Raw genomic sequence first — 23,809 nt, forward strand, 5'->3', positions numbered from 1 at the left:
CAAGGCAATCTCATCGGGTGGCCAGAATCGATCGAACGGTATCTTGATCTGATCGGCATCTCCGTCGCGCGCCAGCACTACGCCTGGCCAATGAGTTCCACGTGGAGTCCTCCGATAGGAACCAATGGGGGCCTGCGCGTTTCCCAGACGTTAACCCAGCTTGCGCGGGGCGCTTCGCATGCAGTAAATGTTTTGCATAACCGCCATCGGCCTGACGTAAATCAGGGCAATAAGCTCAGTGAATGCGAGGGAGGGTCTCATGGAGAACGTACGTCGCTACCGGGCCCTGGCGTCTCTCTGTCGTCAGCAGGCGGCCTATCGGCCGCTCCAGAACTGGCAACTCCTTGGCCAAGCCGAACATTTCGAATATCTCGCCGAGATTGCGCTGAAGGCGCATTTCGATGCGTGCAATGCGCAGCCCGAGGACGACGCCATCGCCACCGCGCCATTTGAGACCCCCGCCGCGGCGTGAGCGCGTCGGTCCGTTGCGGATCATCTCTCGATCAATGCGACATCAGCGTCGGGACCGTCATGGCTTCCAGCATGGCGCGGGTGACGCCGCCGAGGAAGCGTTCCTGTAGCCTTGAGTGGCCGTAGCCGCCCATGACCAGGAGATCGAGGCTCTCGTCGGCGGCCAGCGACAGGATAGTCGGCTGGATGTCGGCGCGCGCCGCCGACAGGCTGACCGTGCGGGTAGACAACCCGCGCCGGCCGAGGTGTCTTGCCAGATGGCTTGCCGAGACTTCGTCGGGAACCGCGTCGGCTTCGTTGATCGTGATGATCACGATCTCCTCGGCGCGGGCCAGGAAGGGAGCGGCGTCGCGCATCGCGCGGGCGGCGAGGCGGCTGCCATCCCAGCAGATGCCGATCCGGTTCGCCCTGAATGACCCACGAAAGGTGTAGGGCAGGAACAGCACCGGTCCGCCCGCCTGGAACAGGATCTCGCCGGGCATGTCATTGTCGAATGAGCCTTGCGCCGGATCGGGCTGCAGCACGATGCTGAGATCGTGGAGCCGCGCCATCTCGCCGAGCGAGCCGGCTGCGTCCGCCGGGATTGCGCCGAGCGGGTGGCAGGTGCAGGAGATGCCGGCGTTCGTGGCTTCGCTCCGAAATATCGCCAACGCGGCCTCGGCACGCTCCACCGCGCGCTCGCGCTCCATCTCGAACACCGCCGCTACGGCGGCACCGCCATCCAGGACATAGGCAGTGCTGCTCGCGACGTACCCGACGGCGACCGCGTCGACGTGTGCGTTGAGTCTCGCCGCGAGCGAGATTGAGCCGTCGATCACCGCGCTCATCGGGCGCTCGGTCGGGATGTGGACGAGAATGTCTTTGTACATGGCGCGCCTCCGGTGGACATCATCCAGTGGCCGCAGTCTATCACGGCGCACGGGGCCTGCGTTGAGCCGCATCAAATGTGCAGCCCTGATTTTCGCGGTACCTTTGCCAAGATTTAATCGGACGGACGGGACGCCGTAAGGTGACGATGTCCATGTTGGTTGCAAGGCGACTTACCCAACATGGACATTTCGACATGAACGATCACGTCAATTCCGACACCACCACGTCCCGCAAGATCTTGAAGCCGCGCCGGCTTGCGCTGCTGGGCACCGTGGCCGCGCTTGGCGTGGCCGTGCTCGCTGCCTCTCCCGCCTCTTCGCAGTTCGGTCTGAATTCCTTCATCGGGCCGGCCCAGGCGGCGGAAGCCGCCGCGACGCCGCCGGGCTTCGGCGATCTCGTCAGCAAGGTCAAACCCGCCGTCATCTCGGTGCGGGTCAAGATCGACCAGGACAATGACAAGAGCGCGATGCTGCAACAGAACCGGATGGATTCGGACGAGGATTCGCCGTTCGACCAGTTTTCGCGGCAGTTCGGCTTCCGCGGTCCGGGTGGCATGAACGGCATGCCGCGCCAGCGCCACCAGATGATCACGGGCGAGGGTTCCGGCTTCTTCATCTCCGCCGACGGCTATGCCGTGACCAACAACCACGTCGTCGATCACGCCGAGTCGGTGCAGGTGACCATGGATGACGGCACGAGCTACACCGCGAAGGTGGTCGGCACCGATCCGAAGACCGATCTCGCGCTGATCAAGGTCGATGGCAAGAGGGACTTCCCGTTCGTTAAATTCTCCGACCAGAAGCCGCGGATCGGTGACTGGGTGGTCGCGGTCGGCAATCCCTTCGGCCTCGGCGGCACCGTGACCGCCGGCATCGTCTCGGCCAACGGTCGCGACATCGGCAACGGTCCCTATGACGACTTCATCCAGATCGACGCGCCGATCAACAAGGGCAATTCCGGCGGTCCGGCCTTCGACATGAACGGCAATGTGATCGGCGTGAACACCGCGATCTTCTCGCCCTCCGGCGGTTCGGTCGGTATCGGCTTCGACATTCCGGCTTCGACCGCGAAGCTGGTCGTCGCGCAGTTGAAGGACAAGGGCTCGGTCACCCGCGGCTGGCTCGGCGTGCAGGTGCAGCCGGTGAGCGCAGAGATCGCCGACAGCCTCGGCCTCAAGGAGGCGCGCGGCGCGATCGTGGACAATCCGCAGGACGGCAGCCCTGCGGCGAAGGCCGGCATCGAGGCGGGCGACGTCATCACCGCCGTCAACGGTACCGCGATCAAGGACTCCCGCGATCTCGCCCGCACCATTGCCACCCTGGCGCCGGGCACCTCCGTGAAGCTCGACGTCTTCCACAAAGGCGCGAGCAAGACGGTGACACTCGCCCTCGGCGAGTTGCCGAACGAGCGGCAGGCCAAGGCCGGCGAGGGCAAGGCGCAGCCGAACACCGGCACGCCGCGCCTCGGTCTCAGCCTGGCGCCGGCAGGCGACGTCCAGGGCGCGGGCCAGAAGGGCGTCGTCGTGACCGAGGTCGATCCGCAGGGACCCGCCGCGCAGCGCGGCATCCAGACCGGCGACGTCATCCTCAATGTCGGCGGCAAGGCCGTTGCCAATGTCGGTGACGTCCGCTCCGAGCTGGCACAGGCCAAATCATCCGGCAAGAACAGCGTGCTGTTGCAGGTGAAGAGCCAGGAAGCGACGCGGTTCGTCGCGGTGCCGCTGGCCTAAGCCTCGCGCTTCCGGCGGTAGACTCAAAAGGCGGCCTGCGGGCCGCCTTTTTCGTGCGCGTCTGGAAGATTCCCACAGGTGCCGATAACATTCTCGTTAACGGCAGCGTTGATGACGGGTTCGTCCGAAAAAGCCGCGTTCGCTCGTCACAGTTCGGAATCACGTGTTGGGCTTTGGCGTCAATGAAGACGCCCAGGCGAATTGCAGGAGTGGAACTTCGAACGCCCGGCCCTCTTGTGGAACCGGAGGTTCGCATTTGATCGGTGCCGACATGGATCGATTGAAGCTCTCGCTGAGGTGTGCGCTGCTCGTGGCGCCGCTTGTCCTGACGACCGGAAGCGCCCTGGGGCGCGACGATGGCCGCTACGCCAACTCGCCGCTAAAGCCCTGGTTCGACAGTTTGCGCAGCCATCTCGGGCCCTGCTGCTCGGATGCAGATGGCTTTGCTGTATCCGACCCCGATTGGGAATCGCACGATGGGCACTATCGCGTGCGGCTCGACGGGCAGTGGGTGGACGTGCCTGATGAGGCCGTCATCACCGAGCCAAACCGGGCTGGCCACACCATGGTGTGGCCGGTGAAGACTGCGTTCGGGATTTCGATCCGCTGCTTCATGCCGGGCAGCATGATCTGACGCGGGTGGGCGTTACCGCTTGCTGGATTTGTGCTTCGAGGTCTTCTTCGTTGTCTTGGTCGTCTTCCTGGCCGTCTTCTTGGCTGTCTTCTTCTTGGACGTTTTCCGCTTCGACGCCTTCTTCGGGACTTTCTTGCCCTTCGCGCGCGCTTCCGATAGGCCGATTGCGATCGCCTGCTTGCGACTCTTCACGCGTCCGCCACGACCGCCGGGGCCGCTTTTCGCGGTGCCCTTCTTATAGCGGCGCATCTCGCGCTCGACATCACCGCCGGCGCTGCGCGAGTAGCGGCGTTTCTTTGCCTTGCGTGCCATCAACTCTCTCCCTTGGCCCGGGGAAAGAACCGCATCACTGACCCAACGTTCCAAATGCGCGGCGGGGCCCCTCAGAAGGAGTTCGCCAACTCGATCTCGTCTTCCAGCGCTCGAATGCGGCGCGCAGCCTCAGTCGAGGACAGAGCCCGATCGTATTGAGTGGGCTGATAGGCCTCCTCGCTCAGACGCTTCAGCCTCAGCCCCTGCGCTCGCGTCATCTGCTCAGTGAGGAAAACCCTGGCGTCGTATTTACCCTGAACCTGCATCTGGCCTCTCCGTTCTCAAATCGTGACTTGACTATATGTTCTTATTTTGTTCTAACAAGCCATGGACAACAGAATTAATGAAATTCGACGCAAAATCAGCGCCTTGAGGCTCGAAATGGCCGACATCGAGGTGGCTGTGCGCGACCTAGTCGATCGCGACCGCGACTGCACAGAAAAGGCCCTGGCGCAGATGGATCTGCGCCGGAAAATCAACCTGCTGATCGGCGAATGGAAGGCGGCCGGTGGCGGCGATGTCCTGCCTGACGTCCGCGAGCGGGTACGGCTTCGTCCTGCAACGACATCCGGTCATCCGCTGCGCGTGATCGCGCGCCGCTGAGAATTTTGGGAGCGTGCGGTGGAGGAAGACCCGGACACGTGCCGGATTCTAAAACTGCGCGCCGAAATTCTCGAACTCGGCTCCGCCATCCGGCAATTGCAGCGCGAGGGTCTCGACGATGCTGCAGCGCAGCTCCTGATCGCACGCAAACGTGCACAGCTCGAGCATCTCGTGAAGGCGAATGCGGTGGGACGGCCGCTTTAGCGATGTGACGTTGGAAGGATTCCCAATCCAGCTCCAAGGCTCCAGCTCCAAAGCGAAAGGCCCCGCGTCGCCGCGAAGCCTTTGATCGTCGGCCGGAGCTCACTTGGTGTTGCTCATGCCGCCCTTGTTGTTCGTCATGGTGCCGCCTTGGTCGGAGCCGGGGCCAGAACCACCTTGACCGGAGGGATCAGCGCCCTTGGAGGACTTGGTGTTGGCACCCGTGGTCTGCGACGACGACATCGAGGATCCTTGCTTGGCCTTGTGCGACTTGGCCTGCGCGGCGAACGGAGCGGCGGCGAGGCCGGTTGCCAGCATCACGGTGAGAGCGAGCTTGGTGGTTTTCATGCGCGGGAACTCCCTGAGTTGAATTGACGCAGGCAGCCAACCGTCATTTGCCGCAGGAGTTCCGAACGAAAGCGCCCGGTGCGCGTCACGCGCGCTTCAAAATTCCTTGTCCTCGGCGAGCATGAACACGAGGCCCGTGAGCGTCGCGCCGATCGCGAACGTCGTCACCAGTGTGATGATGAAGACCATGGCGGCCGAATGTCCGCCGTGGTTCAGCAAATTTGCGACCGCCGGATTGAAAAGGACGAGGGCGAGACCGAAGAGAAGGCCGAGGGCTGCGCCCATCATCGCATGCGTCATCAGCTTGATGACGCCGGTCGGAGAGATGAGGCTCGGCGACTTTTTCCCGCGCATGGAACCGCCTCGCGGTGTGGCATAAAACGCGCGCGACGATTGTGGGTTCCATTGTCATGACGATTTTGTCATTCGCCGCTTCATCCGACGTTCATGGCGGTCTTGCCAGGATGAATGCCATCAACACGGGAACATTCGATATGGGTAAGGTCGTCTTTCTCTATCGCTCGCTGGCCTATCGCAACGCGGCTGCGGACATGCTGCGCAAGGCGCGCAAGCTGCCGCGCGGCGCCGAGCGGAGCGCAGCCCGCCGTTACGCGCGGGCGCTGCGCGAGCTTTCGCAAACGGAAGCCTGGCTGGAAGGACGTGTCGCTGACGAACCGCAGGCGATGCAGCGCATGAGGGTCGCCGCGACGCGCTAGACCATGATCGGTTCTGAGTGAATCAGGGCCGAAGCTCCAGATTCTTGTCTTTACGCGCGAACCGGAGCCCACGTCGCTCGCAAATGCTTAGCCTGAGGCCCGCTGAAGGGGTTCGGACGTCGCCGCGTCGAACTTGCTCGCGGCCGCCGGCGCTACGGTCTTCCGCGTCAGCGGCACCTCAAGGCGGCACAACAGGCCTTCGGCACGCCAGTTGAATTCCGCCTGTCCGCCGAGTTGCGATTCCACACTGGCAAGCAGGCTCCGCGTGCCGAAGCCACGGGATTTCGGCGTCCTCACCAGCGGACCGCCGGTTTCGTCCCACGTCAGTGTGAGGTGGTCGTCCTCGACCTGCCAGCCGATCGCAAGCCGCCCCGACCGCGTCGAGAGCGCGCCATATTTCGCCGAGTTGGTGAAGAGCTCGTGCAGCGCCAGCGCCAGCGCCAGCGTCTGCGCTGTCGCCGGCGCCAGCTGAACTTCCGGACCGGCCAGCTTGATCTGGCCGCCGAGCGAGTAGGGCGCGAGCTCCTCGTCGATCAGCCTCGAGAGTTCGGCGCCCTGCCAGCTCGACAGCGACAGGATCGTGTGCACGCGCGCCAGCGCGTTGATGCGCCCCTCGACGGCGTTGACGTAAGCCTTGACCTCGTCGGCGCGGGTGAGGCGCACGATCGATTGCGCCAGCGCCAGCGCGTTCTTGGCGCGATGATCCACCTCGCGGGCCAGCAGGTTTTGTCTCTCTTCCGCGCGTTTGCGTTCGGTGATGTCCACGGTGACGCCGCTCACGCGCACCACGCGGCCGCCCTGGTCCACCGTCGCGGCCGCGGTGCCGACGCACCAGCGCACATCGCCATCGGGCCGGCTGACGCGAAACTCTCCTTCATAGGCGTGCGCGCCGGTATTGAACGCGGCAATCGCCTGGCCGAACTGGTCGACGTCATCAGGGTGCAGCAGCGCCTGGATGTTGGCTGAGGTGACATTGAAGGTCTCCGGCGTCACGCCGAAGATGCGGTACTGGCCTTCGTCCCACATCCAGTCGCCGTTGACCCAGTCCCAGTCCCACGATCCCATCTTGCCGGCGGCGATCGCCATGCTGCGCCGCTCTTCGCTCTCGCGCAGCTTTGCGGTGGAATTCTCCAGCTCGGCCGTGCGCGCGCGAACGCGGTCCTCGAGCTCCCGGTTCAGCCGTTCGAGCTCGCGCGTCTTGCGGTAGAGTTCGGCAAACACCTTGATCTTGGCGCGCAGCACCTCCGGCACCACAGGCACCGGCACGTAATCGACCGCGCCCATCTCGTAGCCGCGCAACCGGTCGATGTCGCTCACCTGGATCGCGGAGATGAAGATCATCGCGGTCTTCTGGAAGCGCGGATGCTCCCGGATCATCGCGGCCAGCTCGAATCCGTCGAGCTCGGGCATGCAGACGTCGACCAGGATCACCGCGATCTCGGTCTTGAGCAGCACCTCCAGCGCCTCGCGGCCCGATGATGCGATCACGAGGTTCTCGCCGAGTTCCTTCAGGATCACCTCGTAGGCGAGCAGCTTGGCCGGCTGGTCGTCGACGAGGAGGATGTTGACCTTTTCGTGGTCCATTCGCGGATCCAAACTCAGCGGTGCAGCCACATGCGGATTGCAAGCAGCAATTGATCGGTGTTGACGGGTTTGGCGAGGTAGTCGGACGCGCCTGCTTCCAGGCATTTCTCACGGTCGCCCTTCATCGCCTTGGCTGTCAGCGCGATGATCGGAAGGCGGGCGAAGGCCGGATTTTCGCGAATGACGCCGATGGTCTGATAGCCATCCATCTGCGGCATCATGATGTCCATCAGCACGATGGCGATCTCCGGATTGGATTCGACCAGCGTCACCGCCTCGCGGCCGGTCGTGGCCGTCAGCACCTTCATGCCCCGCCGTTCCAAGACGCTCGACAGCGCGAAGATGTTGCGGGCGTCGTCGTCGACGAGCAGGGCGGTCTTGCCGATCAGGTCTTCGTCGGAACTGTTCAGCTTCTCCAGCATGCGCTGCTTCTCGACCGGCAGTTCCGTGATCACGCGATGCAGGAACAAGGCGGTCTCGTCGAGCAGGCGCTCCGGCGATTCCACGCCCTTGACCACGATGCTGCGCGCCATGGTGTGGAGTTCCGCATCCTCCTCCGCCGAGAGCTCGCGGCCGGTGAAGACCACCACCGGAACGTTCGACAGCGCCTCGTCGTTGCGGATCTGGTCCAGCACCTCGAAGCCGCTCATGTCGGGCAGCCGCAGGTCGAGCACCACGCAATCGCAGGGCGCCTCGCGCAGCGTCGAGAGCGCGCCGGCGCCGGTATCCGTCGTCACGATCTCGATGTCGTCGTGATGCAGCAGCTCGCGGATCGAGAGCTGCTCGGCCTCGTTGTCCTCGACGATCAGGAGCCGCTTGCGCCGCGGCCGCGCGTATTCCTTGATCTGCGTCAGCGCGGCTGAGACGCCCTCGGTCGTGGTCGGCTTGTTGACGAAGGAGAAGGCGCCGCGGGCCAGCGCATGCTGCCGGTCCTCGTCGAGCGTGATGATCTGCACGGGGATGTGGCGGGTCAGCGGATTGTGCTTGAGCTGGCTCAGCACCGTCCAGCCCAGCATATCAGGCAGGAACACGTCGAGCGAAACGGCCCGCGGCTGGTACTGCTTCGCAAGCTCCAGCGCCTCCGCGCCGCGCGCGGCGACCAGAACCTTGAAGCCCTTGTCGCGGGCGAGATCGACCAGCACGCGGGCATAATGCGGATCGTCCTCGACGATGAGCAGGATGGTGTCACCGGGCTCGAGATTGAGCCTGTCGTCGGCAATCTGCTCGATGACGCGCTGCTGCTCGGGTGCAGCCGCTTGCAACGCCGGCGGCTGACTGTACTGCTGCGGCGCGGGCGCACGCGGCGCGAGCGTCGGGCCGGAATATTTCAGCGGCAGATAGAGCGTGAAGGACGAGCCCTTGCCGGGCGCGCTGCGCAGATGGATCTCGCCGCCGAGCAGGCTCGCGAGCTCGCGGCTGATCGCAAGTCCGAGACCGGTGCCGCCGTATTTGCGGCTGGTGCCGGCGTCCGCCTGCTGGAACGCCTCGAAGATCAGCTTCTGCTTCTCCAGGGGAATGCCGATGCCGGTGTCCGTCACTTCGAATGCGATCACCGCCGGCGCAGAGTTCAGCACCGGGTGATCCGTACCCCAGCCGCCGACCGCGGCGACGACCTTCAGGCGCACCTCGCCCTCGGCGGTGAACTTGAAGGCGTTGGAAAGCAGGTTCTTGAGGACCTGCTGCAGGCGCTTGGAGTCGGTGACGATGCTGCGGGCAAGGTTCGGGTCGACGTCGATCTTGAACGACAGGTTGCGGTTTTCCGCCTCGTGCCGGAACGGCCGCCCGACGGTCTCGAGCAGGTTCGCAGTCAGAATCTCCTCGGCGTCGACCGTCACCGTGCCGGATTCGATCTTGGAGAGATCCAGGATGTCGCTGATGAGGTTGAGCAGGTCGGTGCCGGCGCCATGGATGGTGCGGGCGAACTCCACCTGCTTGGCCGAGAGGTTGCCATCCGGATTGTCGGTGAGCTGCTGTCCCAGGATCAGGATCGAGTTCAGCGGCGTGCGCAGCTCGTGGCTCATATTGGCGAGGAATTCGGACTTGTACTTCGAGGTTAGCGCGAGCTCGGTCGCCTTTTCCTCCAGTGCGCGGCGGGCCTGCTCGATTTCCTGGTTCTTGCGCTCGACCTCGACGTTGCGCTCGGCGAGCTGCTGCGCCTTCTGCTCGAGCTGGTCGTTGGTCTGCTGCAATTCGCGCTGCTGGGTCTGAAGCTCGCCGGCAAGCTGCTGCGACTGCTTGAGCAGGCCTTCGGTCTGCATCGTCGCCTCGATCGAGTTGAGCACGATGCCGATGGAGTCGGTAAGCTGCTCGAGGAATGTCATCTGCGAGGTCGTGAACGAGGTCAGCGAGGCGAGCTCGATCACCGCCTTGACCTGGCCTTCGAACAGCACCGGCAGCACGACGAGGTTCTTTGGCGCGACGCGGAACAGCGCCGAGTTGATTGGCACCACGTCGGGTGGAATGTCGGCGATGACGCGCGGCCGTCTGTCGAGGGCGCATTGGCCGATCAGGCCGTCGCCGAGCGGGAGCACGCGCTGATAGGGATAGACGCCGTCGCCGGCATAGGAGGCGAGCAGCAGGAGCCGCGGACTATCCTCGTTCTCGACCTGGTAGATCACGCCAGTATGGGCGTTCACCAGGGGCGACAATTCGGTCAGCAGGAGCCGGCCGGCCGACGGTGGTGAGATCGCGCTGACCCTGGAGCATGTTGGTGAATTTGGCGAGGTTGGTCTTCAGCCAGTCCTGCTCGGTGTTCACGTCCGTCGTGAGACGGAGGTTCGTGATCATGGTGTTGATGTTGTCTTTCAGCTCGGCGACTTCGCCGCGGGCGTCGACCTGGATCGACCGCGTCAGGTCGCCCTTGGTCACGGCGGTCGCGACTTCCGCGATCGCGCGCACCTGCGAGGTGAGGTTGGCTGCGAGCAGGTTGACGTTGCCGGTGAGATCCTTCCAGGTGCCGGCGGCGCCGGGCACGTCGGCCTGGCCGCCGAGCCGTCCCTCGACGCCGACCTCGCGCGCCACCGACGTCACCTGATCGGCGAAGGTCGCGAGCGTCTCGGTCATGTTGTTGATGGTGTCGGCGAGCGCCGCGACCTCGCCCTTGGATTTCACGGTGAGATTTTGTTTCAAATCACCGTTCGCAACCGCGGTCACCACCTTGACGATGCCGCGGACCTGCTCGGTCAGGTTCGCCGCCATGAAGTTGACGGTGTCGGTGAGGTCCTTCCAGGTGCCGGCCACACCGGGCACCTGGGCCTGGCCGCCGAGCTCGCCTTCGGTGCCGACTTCGCGGGCGACGCGGGTGACTTCGCCGGCAAACGCGTTGAGCTGGTCCACCATGGTGTTGATGGTGTTCTTCAGCTCGAGGATCTCGCCCTTCACGTCCACGGTAATCTTGCGGGACAAGTCGCCGCGCGCGACCGCGGTCGTGACTTCGGCGATGTTGCGGACCTGCGTCGTGAGGTTCGCGGCCAGCAAATTGACGTTGTCGGTGAGATCCTTCCAAGTGCCGCCGACGCCGGGCACGACGGCTTGACCGCCGAGCCGGCCCTCGGTGCCGACCTCGCGCGCGACGCGCGTCACTTCGGCGGCGAAGGAGCGGAGCTGTTCCACCATCGTGTTCAAGGTGTCCTTGAGCAGCAAGATCTCGCCGCGCACGTCCACCGTGATCTTCTTCGACAGGTCGCCGCCGGCGATCGCGGTCGCGACCTCGGCGATGTTGCGGACCTGGGCCGTCAGGTTCGAGGCCATGAAGTTGACGTTGTCGGTGAGGTCCTTCCAGGTGCCGGCGACGCCGGACACCTCGGCCTGTCCGCCGAGCTTGCCCTCGGTGCCGACCTCGCGGGCCACGCGCGTGACTTCGCCGGCGAAGGCGTTGAGCTGATCGACCATGGTGTTGATGGTGTTCTTCAGCTCGAGGATTTCGCCCTTCACGTCCACGGTGATCTTGCGGGACAAGTCGCCGCGCGCCACGGCGGTGGTCACTTCGGCGATGTTTCGGACCTGGGCGGTGAGGTTGCCCGCCATCGAGTTCACGCTGTCGGTCAAATCCTTCCAGGTGCCGGCGACGCCGGGCACGTTGGCCTGGCCGCCGAGGCGGCCTTCGGTGCCGACCTCGCGCGCCACGCGCGTCACCTCGCCCGCGAAGCGGTTGAGCTGGTCGACCATCGTGTTCAGCGTGTCCTTGAGCTGAAGGATCTCGCCGCGCACGTCCACCGTGATCTTGCGTGACAAGTCGCCGCCGGCGATGGCGGTCGCGACCTCGGCGATGTTACGAACCTGCGCGGTGAGATTGCCCGCCATCGAGTTCACGGAGTCGGTCAAGTCCTTCCAGGTGCCGGCGACGCCAGGCACGTCGGCCTGGCCGCCGAGCTTGCCGTCGGTGCCGACCTCGCGCGCCACGCGGGTGACTTCGCCGGCGAAGGCGTTGAGCTGGTCCACCATGGTGTTGAGCGTTTCCTTCAGCTGAAGGATTTCGCCCGACACATTCACGGTGATCTTCTTGGACAGGTCGCCCTTGGCGACCGCGGTTGCGACTTCGGCGATATTACGGACCTGGCCTGTGAGGTTCGAGGCCATCGAGTTGACGGAATCGGTCAGGTCTTTCCAGGTGCCGCCGACGCCGCGCACGACGGCCTGACCGCCGAGCTTGCCTTCGGTGCCGACCTCGCGCGCGACGCGCGTGACCTCGCCGGCGAAGGCGTTGAGCTGGTCCACCATGGTGTTGATGGTGTCCTTCAGCTCCAGAATTTCGCCGCGCGTGTCCACGGTGATCTTCTTCGACAAGTCACCGCCGGCGACCGCCGTCGTCACCTCCGCGATATTACGGACCTGCGCGGTCAGGTTCGACGCCATCGAGTTGACGCTTTCCGTCAGGTCCTTCCAGGTGCCGGCGACGCCGAGCACGTTGGCCTGGCCGCCGAGCCGTCCCTCGGTGCCGACCTCGCGCGCGACGCGCGTGACTTCGCCGGCGAAGGCATTGAGCTGGTCCACGCAGGTGTTGAGCGTTTCCTTCAGCTGAAGGATCTCGCCCGAGACGTTCACCGTGATCTTCTTCGACAGGTCGCCGCCGGCGATCGCGGTTGCGACGTCGGCGATGTTGCGGACCTGCGCGGTCAGGTTCGAGGCCATGAAGTTGACGTTGTCGGTGAGGTCCTTCCAGGTGCCGGCCACACCTGGCACCTGGGCCTGGCCGCCGAGCTTGCCTTCGGTGCCGACCTCGCGCGCGACGCGGGTCACTTCCGAGGCGAAGGAGTTGAGCTGGTCCACCATGGTGTTGATGGTGTCCTTCAGCTCCAGGATCTCGCCGCGCACGTCCACCGTGATCTTGCGCGACAGGTCTCCGCGCGCCACGGCGGTGGTCACGTTGGCGATGTTGCGGACCTGGGCGGTGAGGTTGCCGCACATCGCGTTCACCGAGTCGGTCAGGTCCTTCCAGGTGCCGGCGACGCCGGGCACGATCGCCTGGCCGCCGAGCTTGCCGTCGGTGCCGACCTCGCGCGCCACGCGCGTCACTTCGGAGGCGAAGGAGCGCAGCTGGTCCACCATCGTGTTGATGGCTTCCTTGAGCTGAAGAATCTCGCCGCGGACGTCGACGGTGATCTTCTTGGACAAGTCGCCGTTGGCGACCGCGATCGTGACCTCGGCGATGTTGCGAACCTGGTTGGTCAGGTTGTTCGCCATCGAGTTGACGCTCTCGGTCAGATCCTTCCAGACGCCGGTCACTTCCGGCACCTGGGCCTGGCCGCCGAGCTTGCCTTCGGTGCCGACCTCGCGCGCGACGCGCGTCACCTCGGAGGTGAACACGCCGAGCTGCTTGATCATGGTGTTGACGATGGTCGCCGACTGCAGGAATTCGCCGCGCAGCGGGCGGCCGTCGACGTCCAGCTTGACGGTCTGGAGCAGGTCGCCTTGCGCCACCGCCGCGACCGCGCGCGTCACCTCGCGCGTCGGCCACAGGAGGTCGTCGATCAGCGTGTTGACGGAGCCTTCCATGTCGGCCCAGGAGCCGCTGGCGAGGCCGAACTTCACGCGCTGGCGGGTCTTGCCCTCGCGCCCTACGACCTGACCGACCAGCTCGAGCTGCTGCGCCATGCGCTGGTTGGCGGCGATGATTTCATTAAAAGTGTCGGCGATCTTGCCGTCGATGCCGAGATAGTCCCCGCTCATCCGCACCGAAAAATCACCGCTGCGCATGGCCTGCAAGGCAAGCAGCAATTCCGGCCGCGAATCCGGGTCCGACATACCGTTGGTTTTTGGCTTTGGAACGCGACGACCGGAGCGTGATGCAGTTCCGGGATCGAGGTCGCTCATACTGATTCCCCCGCGGCGTCGGCCGAATCCAAGGCGTGACGCAGTTGTCAAAATAGAGCGTCAGCCAAATTCGAAATCAAGCGCCAACGTTGCGGCGCTTGGAATTGGAACCTGCCGTGCTCAGCCCGGCCAAATTAACGGTGAGGAGTGACGATGGTTCCATCCCGTTCAGGAAAAAGCCGGCCGGCCGCTGCACCAGAGCTCAGAGCCGTCCTAGGAGAGAGGGCTGGCGCGCCCAGCGGGCGCGGGGCTGTGACTGGCGACCCTGCCGCAAGCTCCGCCACGTCACGCGCTGATTCGCTGACCACGGGGACCGCGACCAGCGGCCGGAGAGCCAGCAGCATCATCCGGAAGACAAATAGGGCTGCTATTTGTCTGCCATAGTGCGCTCCGCATCTCCCACCTGCGTGCGCAGCATCGGCAATTGCTCGCGCGCGAAGGCGGCGAGCGCAGGATTGTCGGGCGCTTTCAGATAGCGCTCGAGCAGGCTGATGGCGGATTCGTATTCGGGGATTTGCGCGGCATAGAAGCTTCTGACGTAAGTTGGTCCATCCGCATTTTCGGGCTCGACGAGGCTTGCGCTCACTGACGTCGTCTTGCCGGCGTGCGGCTCCGCACCGATCGCGTCCTGAATCTGCTTCAGGGTTTTGTCGCGCTTGCCCGCCTCCTCGGCGCGCAGGGCCGCGAGATTTTTCACCTCCGCATTGCCTTTCAGGTCGGTGCTCTCCAGCAGGCCCTGCTGGAAACGGCTGAAGCTGTAGAGGCCGGTGATGACATCGGTTGCGGTCGGCACGCGGTCGCCGGCCGTTCGCTCACCCATATTGTCGGCGAACGCCGAGGTGCTGATGAAAGCCAGGATGATCGCGACGAGAATCCTCATGCATCTCCAATGACCGATGGCGTGCGAAGTTCCCTCGCGTTACGATCCGGTAAGGGCGATTGCGGAGCGAGAGTTCCGTTCCCACATCTTCTCTATGAAACAGTCTGACATTTTCAGGGATAACGCCGACAACTGCCTTCAGCTCGCCGAGCGCGCGGAAGGGCAGCCCACCCACAAGCGTTATTTGCGCATGGCGGATGCCTGGACGGCATTGGCGAACGAGCAGGACTGGCTGGACGGTGAAATCCCGCCCGTAAAGGTCCGCGTCCTTCGAACGCAGGATGCGTAAGCGCTCTCATCTTCGTGAATCTGCATGTGAGACTGCTCACGGAATGCAAGCAACCAATCCAGGATCATCCACGAACAGTCGATCGCGTTGATTTCGATTCCAGAAGGAGGTTTTGCGATGGCTCCACGTCTGGCTCTTCTTTCGCTCATTCTCGCCTTTGGCGTCTCTGTTGCGTTCGCGACTGTGACGACGGTGCGGCAGGTGCATCTGGAGAATGCATCGGCGGCGATCCACGCCACGCATAGTTAGCGCTGCGGGCCTCGCGCGCTGGAACATTCGTTGTGCCGGCGCGTAAGCGCTTCAGGACATCTGGAGAGGCGAGAGGACATCATGGCGCATTCCGACCACGGCATCGTCAAGGACAAGCGGGCGGAAGATCAACCGCGCGACAAGCAGCGCGCGCAAACCGTGCACAAGACGGATTCGAAGGGCTCGCCGTCGCGCGAAGCGACGCGCGATCCCAAGCTCAACGACAACACCAAGACACCGGGCTCCGGCGTGATGCCGGACGATTCCGGCGACGCGCCGACCGGCTAGTTCTCGCGAGGAACGAATCCCTTCGCGACGAGTCGACGGATTGCTTCCGGCTGTCATGCCCCCGGTGCGCCGGAAGCAATCTCCAAGGACGGCCCTAGCACCCCACTGTGCCGGGGTCGTTTTTGCTTGGGAGAGACTCAATCCTCGGTGTCGCCCTCGGGCTTCGCGGGCGCGTGTCCTTCGGGACCGCGACCAAAGACACCAAACTCGCTTGATTTGATGCCTGCCGACGGGTCGATGCTCGTCTCGATACCCGCGGCTGCGAGCCCGAATTTGAGAAGCTCTCGGACCGCCGCAGCGCGCGTCGGCATGCGGTGCTTGAATCGGAAATCATCGACGGCGGCCAGCTCTTCCGGCGAGAGCATGACCTGGAGGCGCTCGGCGCGAAGGTCATTCATGGTCGATCACGCAAAGTGAGTAAGTTGAGTAGTTTGCTCAACGAACGAGTTTGGTGCGAGTTCCACAAGAGTCGGAAAAATCGCCAGATGAGTAAAAATAATCAGTAAAATCAATAAGTTATTATTGAAGCAACTCCGGCGGTGGCGCATTCTTTCGGAAGAGAGGGAGAACAGGCCATGACGGAGGAAGTCAGGTTACCCCGCAAGCTTTCCGAAGAGCCCGAGGCGCCCAAACCGGTGCGTCCGAGCCATCAGAAGGTCATCGAGCAAGTCGAGCGCTGGGCCAACAGCTCGGGGCTGCAGCCACCGAGGACGGGAGATGCGAAGACGATCTGAGCCCCACACGTTCGAACAACGTCTCAAGGCAGAGCAGCTGCGGCTCGAGCACGAACTGTCGGGCTTGCCGGATGGACAGCAGCGCGATTCTGTTATGGCGCGCATCGATCAGCTTCAGACCGCCGCCGCGATGCATGATTTCCTGATGCTACGGGAGGCCGCCGCCGCTCGCTGATCGCCCCTGGCATTCGTGCTCCGTGCGGCGAGAGGTGATGCGAAGCTTCCGCCTCTCGGTTTGGCGGGTATTTGAAACTCAGAGAACCGCTCGTTCCCGGCGGCGTTCCTGACGCGACCACTGGAGCATGTGCCGGAACGTTCGCTCGCCGACCCGGTTGGTCCACACGTTGGCTGAGTGGAGAATTGTGATGCTGAAACAAGGCGAGTTGGACCGCAGCGAGATGGGCAGGTTGATCGGCAACGACAAGGTCGAGGGAACATCGGTCTATGGCGCCGATCGCAACAAGATCGGTTCGATCGAACGCGTGATGATCGACAAGGTCAGCGGCAAGGTCTCCTACGCCGTGCTCGGCTTCGGCAGTTTCCTGGGCCTCGGCAACGACCACTATCCGCTGCCCTGGCAGTCGCTGAAATACGATACGGAGCTCGGCGGCTATGTCACCGGGATCACCGCCAAGTCGCTCGAAGGCGCGCCGAAATACGACGAACGAAGCGACTGGAACTGGGGTGACGACGCGGCAGTCCGCGGCATCAACTCGTATTGCGGCGTTCCCTTCGCGTAAGCTCCCTTGGAAAGCGAGATCCGATGAGCAAGGAACGGCCCACCGACTGGATGCCCCGATCAAGCCGGGGCACGACAGCGTTTGCTTGGTGCCACTCTACCCCACCGTCTCCTTCCGCCCCGGCCCCGCATGCACATGCACCTGTTTCGCATGCAGCGGCTCACCGCATTCCGAGCAGACCATCACGGGGTCGAACTCCTTGCCGCAAGTCTTGTGCTGGTGCAGCAGCGGGCGGCCGCGCTCGTCGCCCATGTGGGTGTCGCCCCAATGCACCATCGCCATGATGATCGGGTAGAGGTCGAGGCCCTTCTGCGTCAGGATGTATTCGTAGCGCTTGGGCGCCTCGGAATAGGGGACGCGGCGCAGGATGCCGAACCGCACCAGCTTCTTCAGTCGCTCCGAGAGCAGGTGCCGCGTGATCTGGAGCGAGGACTGAAATCCCTCGAACCGGCGCACGCTTAAAAAACATTCGCGCAGGATCAGCAGCGTCCAGCGGTCGCCGACCACGGCGACAGTGCGGGAGAGCGAGCAGGGCTCTTCATCCAGCGTGTCCCACTTCATGTAGCGATCTCCGGCAAAGGGTAGTAAGTCAGAAAAAGGAACTGACTTGAATGATCAGCGCTATTTCTAATAAAGAATATCATTCACCCCTGTAGTTTGACAGTTCTATTTTAGAACTATAGCCTCCGGCCCAATCACATACCGTTCTCACCGGAGGAGGTGACCTTGCCCAAGCGAAACGCGACAGCCGCCGTGATCGGGGCCGGCGATTTCATCGGCTCCGAGATCGCCAAGAAATTTTCCGCGGAAGGTTTCACGGTCTTTGCCGGGCGCCGCAACGGCGACAAGCTGGCGCCGCTGGTGAAGGACATCGAGGCCGCCGGCGGCGAGATTCACGCGCGCTCGCTCGATGCACGCAAAGAGGAGGAGGTCATCTCCTTCCTCAATGACGCCGACCAGCACGCGCCGCTCGAAGTCTGCATCTTCAACGTCGGCGCCAACGTCAATTTCCCGATCCTCGACACCACCGAGCGCGTGTTCCGGAAGGTGTGGGAGATGGCCTGCTATTCCGGCTTCCTCGCCGGCCGGGAAGCAGCACGGCTGATGCTGCCGCGTGGTGGCGGCAACATCTTCTTCACCGGCGCGACGGCGAGCTTGCGCGGCGGCAGCGGCTTTGCGGCCTTTGCCAGCGCAAAATTCGGACTGCGCGCGGTGGCGCAGGCGATGGCGCGCGAGCTCGGGCCGAACAACATCCACGTCGCCCATCTCATCATCGATTCCGGCGTCGACACCGAGTGGGTGCGGCAGCGCCGGCTCGAAGCGCTCGGGGCGAATGCGCTTGATAATCCCGATCTTCTGATGCCGCCGTCATCTGTCGCGGATGCCTATTGGCAGCTCTATCAGCAGCCGAAGAGCGCCTGGACCTTCGAGATGGAGATCCGTCCCTTCGGAGAGAAATGGTGACCGCGGAGCAAGACTGCGGCTAGACTGATCCCAATACAAACTGAAATCCGGGAGGCCCCTACGTGAAGACCGCGATCACCGAACTGTTCGGCATCGAGCACCCGATCATCCAGGGCGGCATGCATTTCGTCGGCTTTGCCGAGTTGGCCGCTGCCGTCTCCAATGCCGGCGGGCTCGGCATCATCACGGGCCTCACGCAGAAGACGCCGGAATTGCTCGCGAAGGAAATCGCGCGCTGCCGCGACATGACGGACAAGCCGTTCGGCGTGAACCTCACCTTCCTGCCGACCTTCGCGGCGCCGCCTTATCCGGAATACATCGCGGCCATCGTCGAAGGCGGCATCAAGGCGGTGGAGACGGCAGGGCGCAGCCCCGAGCAATACATGCCTGCGCTGAAGGCCGCCGGCATCAAGGTGATCCACAAATGCACGTCCGTGCGCCACTCCCTGAAGGCCGAGCGCATCGGCTGCGACGCCGTCAGCGTCGACGGCTTTGAGTGCGGCGGCCATCCCGGCGAGGACGACATTCCCAACATGATCCTGCTGCCGCGCGCGGCGGAGGAACTGAAGATTCCGTTCGTGGCCTCCGGCGGCATGGCTGACGGGCGCAGCCTCGTCGCGGCGCTGTCGCTGGGCGCGGCCGGCATGAACATGGGCACGCGCTTCATCGCCACCAAGGAAGCACCGGTGCATCAGAACGTGAAGAACGCGCTTGTTGCGGCAACCGAGCTCGACACCCGCCTGATCATGCGTGCTCTGCGCAACACCGAGCGCGTGCTGAAGAACGCCAACGTCGATCGTCTGCTCGAGATCGAGCGCGAGAAGGGCGCCAAGCTGAGCATCGACGATATCCACGACCAGGTCGCGGGCGTCTATCCGAAGATCATGCTGGATGGCCAGATGGACGCGGGTGCCTGGAGCTGCGGCATGGTCGCAGGGCTGATCCACGACATCCCCTCCTGCAAGGAACTCGTCGATCGCATCATGGATGAGGCGGAAGAGATCATCCGCAGCCGCCTGATGGGGTTCCTGGAAGGGACGGGTGCGGCGCGAAAGGTCGCCTGACACCGCCAAACTTCTTAACCACGGCGGCACTTGGCCGCTGGAATTGCGCGTGACGCCTCCTAAATAGGAGTAAATTACCCCTTGAAATAAGCAATTTCAGGAGGCGTCCGTGGTCCTGAAGAGCGTTCCATTTGCAGTTGCCGTTGCCCTCGTGCTCGCATGGGGCGGCATTGCGCGCGCTGACGACTACAAGCCTGACGAATATCTCGGTCTCGATCTCTCCAAGGCGGTGCTGTCTCCGAAGCGGCTCGGGCCCGAGACGCAGTTCGCCCCGGTTGCGTTGGAGGCGAAGGGAGGCAACGAGGCGCAGGCGCGGGCCGAACCCATCGACGTGCCGAAGAAAGTTGCCGCCCGGCGCGTGCACATGGCCGAACCGAAGGTTGCTCATGCCAAGAGCGTCCAGCCACGCGGCGCAGCGCGCACCAAGCTTGCACATCGTCACGGCAATCCGCTGGACGCGCAGGCGATGGACACCCGCATCCAGACCTGGCCGTGCCGCACCGGCGGCATTTGCGACTGGAAGCGCTAGCCGGGTCTGTCGCGTCATCCCCACGTCGCAAAACCGTAGGCGTGGAGTCAAGAAACCATCAGGATAGGAGTCAAGGAGCGCAGGCACCTTCCGTCGCGATTCGACGAAGGTTTCCTGAATGGCAACGCTCCGCGCCTCGCGCGCATGGACCCGGCGGCAATTCCTGGTCCGCTCGACTTCAAGCCTCGCCGTTGCCGCGCTCGGCACACTCGCAAAGCCATCCATCAGCCGCGCCGCCGATCGCCCGCAAATCGCGGGTGGTATTCAGTCCGGCGATGTCTCGGATGGCTCCGCCGTGATCTGGGCGCGCGCCGACCGGCCCGCGCGGATGCAGGTGGAATGCGCGATCGTCGAGAGTTTCAAGACGATCATAGCGTCAGCTTCGCGCGACGCGCTGCCTGATGCCGACTTCACCGCAAAACTGCTGCTGAACGATCTGCCGTCCGGGCAGGACATCTTCTATCGCGTGCGTTTCGACGACATCGCCACCGGCATTGCCGGCGAAAGCCGCGTCGGCCATTTCCGCACCGCGCCGGCCGCAGGGCAGTCGATCTCGTTCGTGTGGTCAGGCGACGTCGCGGGGCAGGGCTGGGGCATCGACATCTCGCGCGGCGGCTATCGCAGCTATCGCACCATGCTCACAATCGCCCGGACTTCTTCATCCACTCCGGCGATCACATCTACGCCGACTGCACGATTCCCTCCGAGCAGAAGCTGCCGAACGGCGAGACCTGGCGCAATCTGGTAACCGAGGAAAAAGCCGAGGCCGCGCACACGCTGGCGCAATTCCGCGGCAACTACAAATACAACCATCTCGACGAGCATTTTCGCGCCTTCCATGCGGAGGTGCCGATGTTCGCACAGTGGGACGACCACGAGGTCACCAACGACTGGTCGCCGACCGGCAGCTATGACGACGCCGGCTATGAGGACGACGGCACGCCGCGCCTGGTCGCGCGTGCCCGCCGTGCCTTCTTCGATTTCATGCCGATCCGCGACATCGGCGCGCGACAGGGGCGCGTTTATCGCAAGATCGCTTATGGTCCGCTGCTCGACGTCTTCATGATCGACATGCGCAGCTACCGTGACGACAGCTGGAACAAGGGCGAGGACCATCGCGGCTGGATTCTCGGTGCCGAGCAGCTCGCCTGGCTGAAGCGGGAGCTCGCCGCTTCGCGTGCGACCTGGAAGGTAATCGCGGCCGACCTGCCGATCGGCCTCGTCAGTCTCGATGCCGTCGCGCTCGGCAATGGAGCGCCCGATCGGCGTGAGCACGAAATCGCCGATCTCCTCAGCTCCATCAAGCGCGCCGGCATCCGCAACATCGTCTGGCTCACCGCCGACATGCACTACACCGCCGCGCATTATTACGATCCGAACAAGGCGCAATTCCAGGATTTTGAGCCGTTCTGGGAGTTCGTCTCCGGACCCCTCCATGCCGGCACCTGGGGTCCGGGCGAGCTCGACAATACGTTTGGCCCCGTCGCGATGTACCAGAACGGCTGCAGCGAGGCGCAGGGGGAGAATCTCGCGCCGTGCTTCGGCCTGCAGTTCTTCGGCAGGGTCGATATCGACGGTGCGAGCGGCGTGATGACCGTGACCTTGAAAGACGTCGACAACCGCGATCTCTGGTCGATCGACATCGTGCCGCAGCCGCAGGCGCGCCCGGCCGTGGTCGCGCAGCATTCGTGAGTGGGCAACTCTCTCCGTCGTCATGGCCGAGCTTGACCCGGCCATCCACGCCCTGCTGCTCGGCCCTGAGAATGTGGGTGCCCGGGCATAGGCGAGCGGAAGCGACGCCGTCCTTCAGACGGCTATGCCCGGGCATGACGGTGGGGACGGATCGCGCATCCCAGCACTAACCCGATCTTGATTGGCCGCCTCGCGTCTCCTGCGCTATAGTCTCCATTCCCGCCACCTCTTTTCCATCACCGAAGAGTCTTCCCTCGCGGCCCCACCGCGTGTTCGGCGGCTGAAATATGTCAGGAGTTGACCCATGGATCATCTGAAGACACAGGGCATCAGCATGCCCAAGCTCGGCCTCGGCACTTTCCGCATGCAGGGCGATGCCTGCCGCGCGGCGGTCGAGAGCGCCTTGTCGATCGGCTATCGCCATATCGACACCGCCGAGATGTACGCCAATGAAGAGCCGATCGGTGCCGCGCTCGCCGCGGCCCGGCTGCCGCGCGGCGAGCTGCATGTCACGACCAAGGTCTGGCACGAGAATCTCAGCCCCGATGCGATCCGCCGCGCCTTCGACGCCAGCCTGACCAAGCTCCGGCTCGACCATGTCGATCTCTACCTCGTGCACTGGCCGTCGAAATCCGCGAACTGGGGCGCGGTGTTCGAGACCCTGAGGAAGCTGAAGGAGGAGGGGCGTACGCGGGCGATCGGCGTTGCCAATTTCACCGCGGCGCTGCTCAAGATCGCGGTCGAGGACATCAAGGCGCCGATCGCCTGCAACCAGATCGAATATCACGCCATGCTCGATCAATCGAAGGTGCTGGCCTATCTCAACGCTAAATCGATCCCGCTGGTCGCCTATTGCCCGCTCGCGCAAGGACGCATCGCGTCAGATCCGGCGTTGGCCGAGATCGGCGCCAGGCACAACGCGACCGCCGCGCAGGTCGCGCTGAAATGGCTGCTCGACCAGGGCGGTGTCGCTGCGATCCCGAAGGCCTCGCGCCGGGAGAGCCAGCAAGCCAACCTCGATGCGCTGAAGATCACGCTCGACGATGCCGACCGCAAGAAGATCGCGGCGTTGCCCAAGGACAGGCGTTGCGTCAATCCGGGCTTTGCGCCGGTGTGGGATTAGTCCTGCCGAACGTTTCGAACACGCAAAGAAATGGCCCCGCGAGGGGCCATTTCCATAATGCGTTACGCATTAATCCCAGTGGTGATGGTGACCGCGCTTGACCACGACGACCCGGTCGTGATGGTGCCAGCCGCGATGCCAGCCGTGGTCGCGATGCTCGCGCATTTCGGCGCGGGCGCCGTAGCCATGATGGTAGCCGTTCTTGATCACCACCGTTTCGGCATTCGCCATCGTCGGTGCAACGATCGCGAGCGCGCCGAGAGCCGCAACCACATAACCAAGCTTCTTCATGATGTCCTCCTCCAATGCAATGCACATGAGAACGGCGCATGTGTGCGAACGTTCCGGAGGAACTGGAAGAGAATTCTGAATGGATGTTCAGACAGAGCATGATCCGGAAAAGTGTGAAGCGGTTTTCCGAACGATCATGCTCAAACGTGATGCTCAATCGCAGCGTTGCTGCGCTGGTGTCGGCGCGCCTGTCGCGACGTATTTGCCGTCCCTGATCGTGTACACACCGCGCTCGCTGCGATTGTAGATCGCGCGCAGGCTGCCATCCTTCGCCAGCAGCAGCCCGAATTCACGCGCCTGGTGCAGCGAGGGGAAGTAAACCATCACATTGAGCAGGCCCTCGGCTTCGACCGTGGCGGACACCACTTCGTTCTCGTCTTTGGCCTCGCCGAAATCGCGCCGGTACATCACCCGGCCGTCTTTCCTGATCTCGTAAGTCAACAACGAGCCCTTGTCGCGGTCCGGCCGAGCCGCGCAATCGACCGCCCATGAGCCGAGCAGGCCCCATTGCTCGACCGTCGCCGCAAGCGTCTCGGCGCCGGCCGCTGTGAACGCAATCCACAGCACCGCTGCCGCGATCCAGCAGCCCAGACAACGCGTCATGTCCTGAAAAACCCCGCCTCGAACAAGTCCAAGTGTAGCATCCCGCGCGCGATCGTCCACGCGAGCTGGCAATCGCGCGCGAA

Annotated in this window: 27 protein-coding genes and 2 pseudogenes; 17 read left to right on the forward strand and 12 right to left on the reverse strand. The window is 63.8% G+C overall.

The window, feature by feature from the left end:
* Positions 1-259: 259 nt before the first annotated feature.
* Positions 260-472 carry a hypothetical protein gene (locus J4G43_RS14250; protein WP_028148245.1) on the forward strand — a complete coding sequence of 71 codons (213 nt, stop codon included), beginning with the start codon at positions 260-262 and terminating at the stop codon, positions 470-472.
* Between the two features lie 31 nt (positions 473-503).
* Here the strand turns inward: J4G43_RS14250 and J4G43_RS14255 are convergent, their stop codons facing one another.
* Complete coding sequence (locus J4G43_RS14255; RefSeq protein ID WP_063984958.1) at positions 504-1,340, reverse strand: universal stress protein; 837 nt, start codon at positions 1,338-1,340, stop codon at positions 504-506.
* 194 nt (positions 1,341-1,534) lie between these two features.
* Here J4G43_RS14255 and J4G43_RS14260 point away from each other — a divergent pair, with 194 nt between their 5' ends.
* The gene (locus J4G43_RS14260) at positions 1,535-3,070 is read left to right on the forward strand and encodes a Do family serine endopeptidase (protein WP_166087358.1); all 1,536 of its coding nucleotides are present in this window, start codon (positions 1,535-1,537) and stop codon (positions 3,068-3,070) included.
* Between the two features lie 271 nt (positions 3,071-3,341).
* The gene (locus J4G43_RS14265) at positions 3,342-3,704 is read left to right on the forward strand and encodes a hypothetical protein (protein ID WP_028148242.1); all 363 of its coding nucleotides are present in this window, start codon (positions 3,342-3,344) and stop codon (positions 3,702-3,704) included.
* A gap of 12 nt (positions 3,705-3,716) precedes the next feature.
* On the opposite strand, the gene J4G43_RS14270 is transcribed toward J4G43_RS14265, so the two are convergent.
* On the reverse strand, positions 3,717-4,016 hold the full coding sequence (locus J4G43_RS14270) for a DUF6496 domain-containing protein (RefSeq protein WP_208085172.1): 300 nt from the start codon (positions 4,014-4,016) through the stop codon (positions 3,717-3,719).
* A 71-nt stretch (positions 4,017-4,087) separates the two neighbouring features.
* Complete coding sequence (locus J4G43_RS14275) at positions 4,088-4,282, reverse strand: DUF3072 domain-containing protein (RefSeq protein ID WP_028148240.1); 195 nt, start codon at positions 4,280-4,282, stop codon at positions 4,088-4,090.
* A 115-nt stretch (positions 4,283-4,397) separates the two neighbouring features.
* Here J4G43_RS14275 and J4G43_RS14280 point away from each other — a divergent pair, with 115 nt between their 5' ends.
* Positions 4,398-4,619 carry a hypothetical protein gene (locus tag J4G43_RS14280; protein ID WP_208089317.1) on the forward strand — a complete coding sequence of 74 codons (222 nt, stop codon included), beginning with the start codon at positions 4,398-4,400 and terminating at the stop codon, positions 4,617-4,619.
* An 18-nt stretch (positions 4,620-4,637) separates the two neighbouring features.
* Positions 4,638-4,823, forward strand: coding sequence for a hypothetical protein (locus J4G43_RS14285; RefSeq protein WP_208085173.1), 186 nt, complete (start codon positions 4,638-4,640; stop codon positions 4,821-4,823).
* Between the two features lie 99 nt (positions 4,824-4,922).
* On the opposite strand, the gene J4G43_RS14290 is transcribed toward J4G43_RS14285, so the two are convergent.
* Both J4G43_RS14290 and J4G43_RS14295 read right to left on the reverse strand, forming a co-directional pair.
* Complete coding sequence (locus tag J4G43_RS14290) at positions 4,923-5,168, reverse strand: hypothetical protein (protein ID WP_028148238.1); 246 nt, start codon at positions 5,166-5,168, stop codon at positions 4,923-4,925.
* A 96-nt stretch (positions 5,169-5,264) separates the two neighbouring features.
* Positions 5,265-5,522 (reverse strand): hypothetical protein, encoded by a 258-nt coding sequence (locus J4G43_RS14295; RefSeq protein ID WP_208085174.1) that lies wholly within the window; start codon positions 5,520-5,522, stop codon positions 5,265-5,267.
* 56 nt (positions 5,523-5,578) lie between these two features.
* On the opposite strand from J4G43_RS14295, the gene J4G43_RS14300 reads away from it, so the two are divergent.
* Positions 5,579-5,884: a hypothetical protein gene (locus J4G43_RS14300; RefSeq protein WP_225004887.1), complete on the forward strand. Its 306-nt coding sequence runs from the start codon at positions 5,579-5,581 to the stop codon at positions 5,882-5,884.
* A gap of 87 nt (positions 5,885-5,971) precedes the next feature.
* Here J4G43_RS14300 and J4G43_RS14305 read toward each other — a convergent pair whose 3' ends face one another.
* From J4G43_RS14305 to J4G43_RS14315, 3 genes and pseudogenes are all read right to left on the reverse strand, one after another.
* Positions 5,972-7,468, reverse strand: coding sequence for an HWE histidine kinase domain-containing protein (locus J4G43_RS14305; protein ID WP_208085175.1), 1,497 nt, complete (start codon positions 7,466-7,468; stop codon positions 5,972-5,974).
* A gap of 14 nt (positions 7,469-7,482) precedes the next feature.
* Positions 7,483-13,780: pseudogene (locus tag J4G43_RS14310) on the reverse strand (HAMP domain-containing protein).
* Positions 13,781-14,147: 367 nt separating this feature from the next.
* The gene (locus J4G43_RS14315; RefSeq protein WP_208085176.1) at positions 14,148-14,660 is read right to left on the reverse strand and encodes a DUF4142 domain-containing protein; all 513 of its coding nucleotides are present in this window, start codon (positions 14,658-14,660) and stop codon (positions 14,148-14,150) included.
* Between the two features lie 94 nt (positions 14,661-14,754).
* Here J4G43_RS14315 and J4G43_RS14320 point away from each other — a divergent pair, with 94 nt between their 5' ends.
* The 3 genes from J4G43_RS14320 to J4G43_RS14325 all read left to right on the forward strand — a co-directional run bounded on the left by J4G43_RS14320 (position 14,755) and on the right by J4G43_RS14325 (position 15,486).
* A complete protein-coding gene (locus J4G43_RS14320) occupies positions 14,755-14,949 on the forward strand; it encodes a hypothetical protein (RefSeq protein ID WP_063984949.1) in 195 nt (64 codons plus the stop codon).
* A gap of 117 nt (positions 14,950-15,066) precedes the next feature.
* On the forward strand, positions 15,067-15,198 hold the full coding sequence (locus J4G43_RS55315; RefSeq protein ID WP_256376429.1) for a hypothetical protein: 132 nt from the start codon (positions 15,067-15,069) through the stop codon (positions 15,196-15,198).
* 81 nt (positions 15,199-15,279) lie between these two features.
* A complete protein-coding gene (locus J4G43_RS14325; protein WP_063984948.1) occupies positions 15,280-15,486 on the forward strand; it encodes a hypothetical protein in 207 nt (68 codons plus the stop codon).
* A 137-nt stretch (positions 15,487-15,623) separates the two neighbouring features.
* On the opposite strand, the gene J4G43_RS14330 is transcribed toward J4G43_RS14325, so the two are convergent.
* A complete protein-coding gene (locus J4G43_RS14330; protein WP_028148230.1) occupies positions 15,624-15,884 on the reverse strand; it encodes a hypothetical protein in 261 nt (86 codons plus the stop codon).
* Positions 15,885-16,061: 177 nt separating this feature from the next.
* On the opposite strand from J4G43_RS14330, the gene J4G43_RS14335 reads away from it, so the two are divergent.
* The 3 genes from J4G43_RS14335 to J4G43_RS14345 all read left to right on the forward strand — a co-directional run bounded on the left by J4G43_RS14335 (position 16,062) and on the right by J4G43_RS14345 (position 16,960).
* Positions 16,062-16,220, forward strand: coding sequence for a hypothetical protein (locus J4G43_RS14335; protein WP_208085177.1), 159 nt, complete (start codon positions 16,062-16,064; stop codon positions 16,218-16,220).
* Positions 16,204-16,395, forward strand: a complete 192-nt coding sequence (locus J4G43_RS14340) for a hypothetical protein (RefSeq protein ID WP_208085178.1) — start codon at positions 16,204-16,206, stop codon at positions 16,393-16,395. Before J4G43_RS14335 ends, J4G43_RS14340 begins: the two co-directional genes overlap by 17 nt.
* Positions 16,396-16,585: 190 nt before the next feature.
* On the forward strand, positions 16,586-16,960 hold the full coding sequence (locus tag J4G43_RS14345; protein ID WP_208085179.1) for a PRC-barrel domain-containing protein: 375 nt from the start codon (positions 16,586-16,588) through the stop codon (positions 16,958-16,960).
* Positions 16,961-17,056: 96 nt separating this feature from the next.
* On the opposite strand, the gene J4G43_RS14350 is transcribed toward J4G43_RS14345, so the two are convergent.
* Positions 17,057-17,521, reverse strand: a complete 465-nt coding sequence (locus J4G43_RS14350) for a winged helix-turn-helix transcriptional regulator (protein ID WP_208085180.1) — start codon at positions 17,519-17,521, stop codon at positions 17,057-17,059.
* A 165-nt stretch (positions 17,522-17,686) separates the two neighbouring features.
* On the opposite strand from J4G43_RS14350, the gene J4G43_RS14355 reads away from it, so the two are divergent.
* The 5 genes and pseudogenes from J4G43_RS14355 (at position 17,687) to J4G43_RS14375 (ending at position 22,832) form a co-directional block, all read left to right on the forward strand.
* Complete coding sequence (locus J4G43_RS14355; protein WP_063986596.1) at positions 17,687-18,424, forward strand: SDR family oxidoreductase; 738 nt, start codon at positions 17,687-17,689, stop codon at positions 18,422-18,424.
* Between the two features lie 62 nt (positions 18,425-18,486).
* Entirely contained in the window at positions 18,487-19,488 is a 1,002-nt protein-coding gene (locus tag J4G43_RS14360; protein ID WP_208085181.1) for an NAD(P)H-dependent flavin oxidoreductase, read from the forward strand.
* A 109-nt stretch (positions 19,489-19,597) separates the two neighbouring features.
* Entirely contained in the window at positions 19,598-20,017 is a 420-nt protein-coding gene (locus tag J4G43_RS14365) for a hypothetical protein (RefSeq protein WP_208085182.1), read from the forward strand.
* 118 nt (positions 20,018-20,135) lie between these two features.
* Positions 20,136-21,709: pseudogene (locus J4G43_RS14370) on the forward strand (alkaline phosphatase D family protein).
* A 304-nt stretch (positions 21,710-22,013) separates the two neighbouring features.
* Positions 22,014-22,832: an aldo/keto reductase gene (locus J4G43_RS14375; protein WP_208085183.1), complete on the forward strand. Its 819-nt coding sequence runs from the start codon at positions 22,014-22,016 to the stop codon at positions 22,830-22,832.
* A gap of 69 nt (positions 22,833-22,901) precedes the next feature.
* On the opposite strand, the gene J4G43_RS14380 is transcribed toward J4G43_RS14375, so the two are convergent.
* Complete coding sequence (locus J4G43_RS14380) at positions 22,902-23,123, reverse strand: hypothetical protein (RefSeq protein ID WP_063986595.1); 222 nt, start codon at positions 23,121-23,123, stop codon at positions 22,902-22,904.
* Between the two features lie 153 nt (positions 23,124-23,276).
* Entirely contained in the window at positions 23,277-23,726 is a 450-nt protein-coding gene (locus tag J4G43_RS14385; protein ID WP_208085184.1) for a hypothetical protein, read from the reverse strand.
* Positions 23,727-23,809 lie beyond the last annotated feature (83 nt).

Origin of the sequence: Bradyrhizobium barranii subsp. barranii, from assembly GCF_017565645.3 — a bacterium.
Classification (GTDB): domain Bacteria; phylum Pseudomonadota; class Alphaproteobacteria; order Rhizobiales; family Xanthobacteraceae; genus Bradyrhizobium; species Bradyrhizobium barranii.

Excerpts from the sequence above, each read along its gene's own strand:
- J4G43_RS14315 (WP_208085176.1), bottom strand. The coding sequence starts at position 14,660 with ATGAGGATTCTCGTCGCGATCATCCTGGCTTTCATCAGCACCTCGGCG.
- J4G43_RS14250 (WP_028148245.1), top strand. The coding sequence starts at position 260 with ATGGAGAACGTACGTCGCTACCGGGCCCTGGCGTCTCTCTGTCGTCAG.
- J4G43_RS14320 (WP_063984949.1), top strand. The coding sequence starts at position 14,755 with ATGAAACAGTCTGACATTTTCAGGGATAACGCCGACAACTGCCTTCAG.
- J4G43_RS14335 (WP_208085177.1), top strand. The coding sequence starts at position 16,062 with ATGACGGAGGAAGTCAGGTTACCCCGCAAGCTTTCCGAAGAGCCCGAG.
- J4G43_RS14305 (WP_208085175.1), bottom strand. The coding sequence starts at position 7,468 with ATGGACCACGAAAAGGTCAACATCCTCCTCGTCGACGACCAGCCGGCC.
- J4G43_RS14340 (WP_208085178.1), top strand. The coding sequence starts at position 16,204 with ATGCGAAGACGATCTGAGCCCCACACGTTCGAACAACGTCTCAAGGCA.
- J4G43_RS14345 (WP_208085179.1), top strand. The coding sequence starts at position 16,586 with ATGCTGAAACAAGGCGAGTTGGACCGCAGCGAGATGGGCAGGTTGATC.
- J4G43_RS14325 (WP_063984948.1), top strand. The coding sequence starts at position 15,280 with ATGGCGCATTCCGACCACGGCATCGTCAAGGACAAGCGGGCGGAAGAT.
- J4G43_RS14300 (WP_225004887.1), top strand. The coding sequence starts at position 5,579 with ATGACGATTTTGTCATTCGCCGCTTCATCCGACGTTCATGGCGGTCTT.
- J4G43_RS14275 (WP_028148240.1), bottom strand. The coding sequence starts at position 4,282 with ATGCAGGTTCAGGGTAAATACGACGCCAGGGTTTTCCTCACTGAGCAG.
- J4G43_RS14375 (WP_208085183.1), top strand. The coding sequence starts at position 22,014 with ATGGATCATCTGAAGACACAGGGCATCAGCATGCCCAAGCTCGGCCTC.
- J4G43_RS14280 (WP_208089317.1), top strand. The coding sequence starts at position 4,398 with ATGGCCGACATCGAGGTGGCTGTGCGCGACCTAGTCGATCGCGACCGC.
- J4G43_RS14350 (WP_208085180.1), bottom strand. The coding sequence starts at position 17,521 with ATGAAGTGGGACACGCTGGATGAAGAGCCCTGCTCGCTCTCCCGCACT.
- J4G43_RS14380 (WP_063986595.1), bottom strand. The coding sequence starts at position 23,123 with ATGAAGAAGCTTGGTTATGTGGTTGCGGCTCTCGGCGCGCTCGCGATC.
- J4G43_RS14260 (WP_166087358.1), top strand. The coding sequence starts at position 1,535 with ATGAACGATCACGTCAATTCCGACACCACCACGTCCCGCAAGATCTTG.
- J4G43_RS14290 (WP_028148238.1), bottom strand. The coding sequence starts at position 5,168 with ATGAAAACCACCAAGCTCGCTCTCACCGTGATGCTGGCAACCGGCCTC.
- J4G43_RS55315 (WP_256376429.1), top strand. The coding sequence starts at position 15,067 with ATGGCTCCACGTCTGGCTCTTCTTTCGCTCATTCTCGCCTTTGGCGTC.
- J4G43_RS14385 (WP_208085184.1), bottom strand. The coding sequence starts at position 23,726 with ATGACGCGTTGTCTGGGCTGCTGGATCGCGGCAGCGGTGCTGTGGATT.
- J4G43_RS14330 (WP_028148230.1), bottom strand. The coding sequence starts at position 15,884 with ATGAATGACCTTCGCGCCGAGCGCCTCCAGGTCATGCTCTCGCCGGAA.
- J4G43_RS14270 (WP_208085172.1), bottom strand. The coding sequence starts at position 4,016 with ATGGCACGCAAGGCAAAGAAACGCCGCTACTCGCGCAGCGCCGGCGGT.
- J4G43_RS14265 (WP_028148242.1), top strand. The coding sequence starts at position 3,342 with ATGGATCGATTGAAGCTCTCGCTGAGGTGTGCGCTGCTCGTGGCGCCG.
- J4G43_RS14295 (WP_208085174.1), bottom strand. The coding sequence starts at position 5,522 with ATGCGCGGGAAAAAGTCGCCGAGCCTCATCTCTCCGACCGGCGTCATC.
- J4G43_RS14255 (WP_063984958.1), bottom strand. The coding sequence starts at position 1,340 with ATGTACAAAGACATTCTCGTCCACATCCCGACCGAGCGCCCGATGAGC.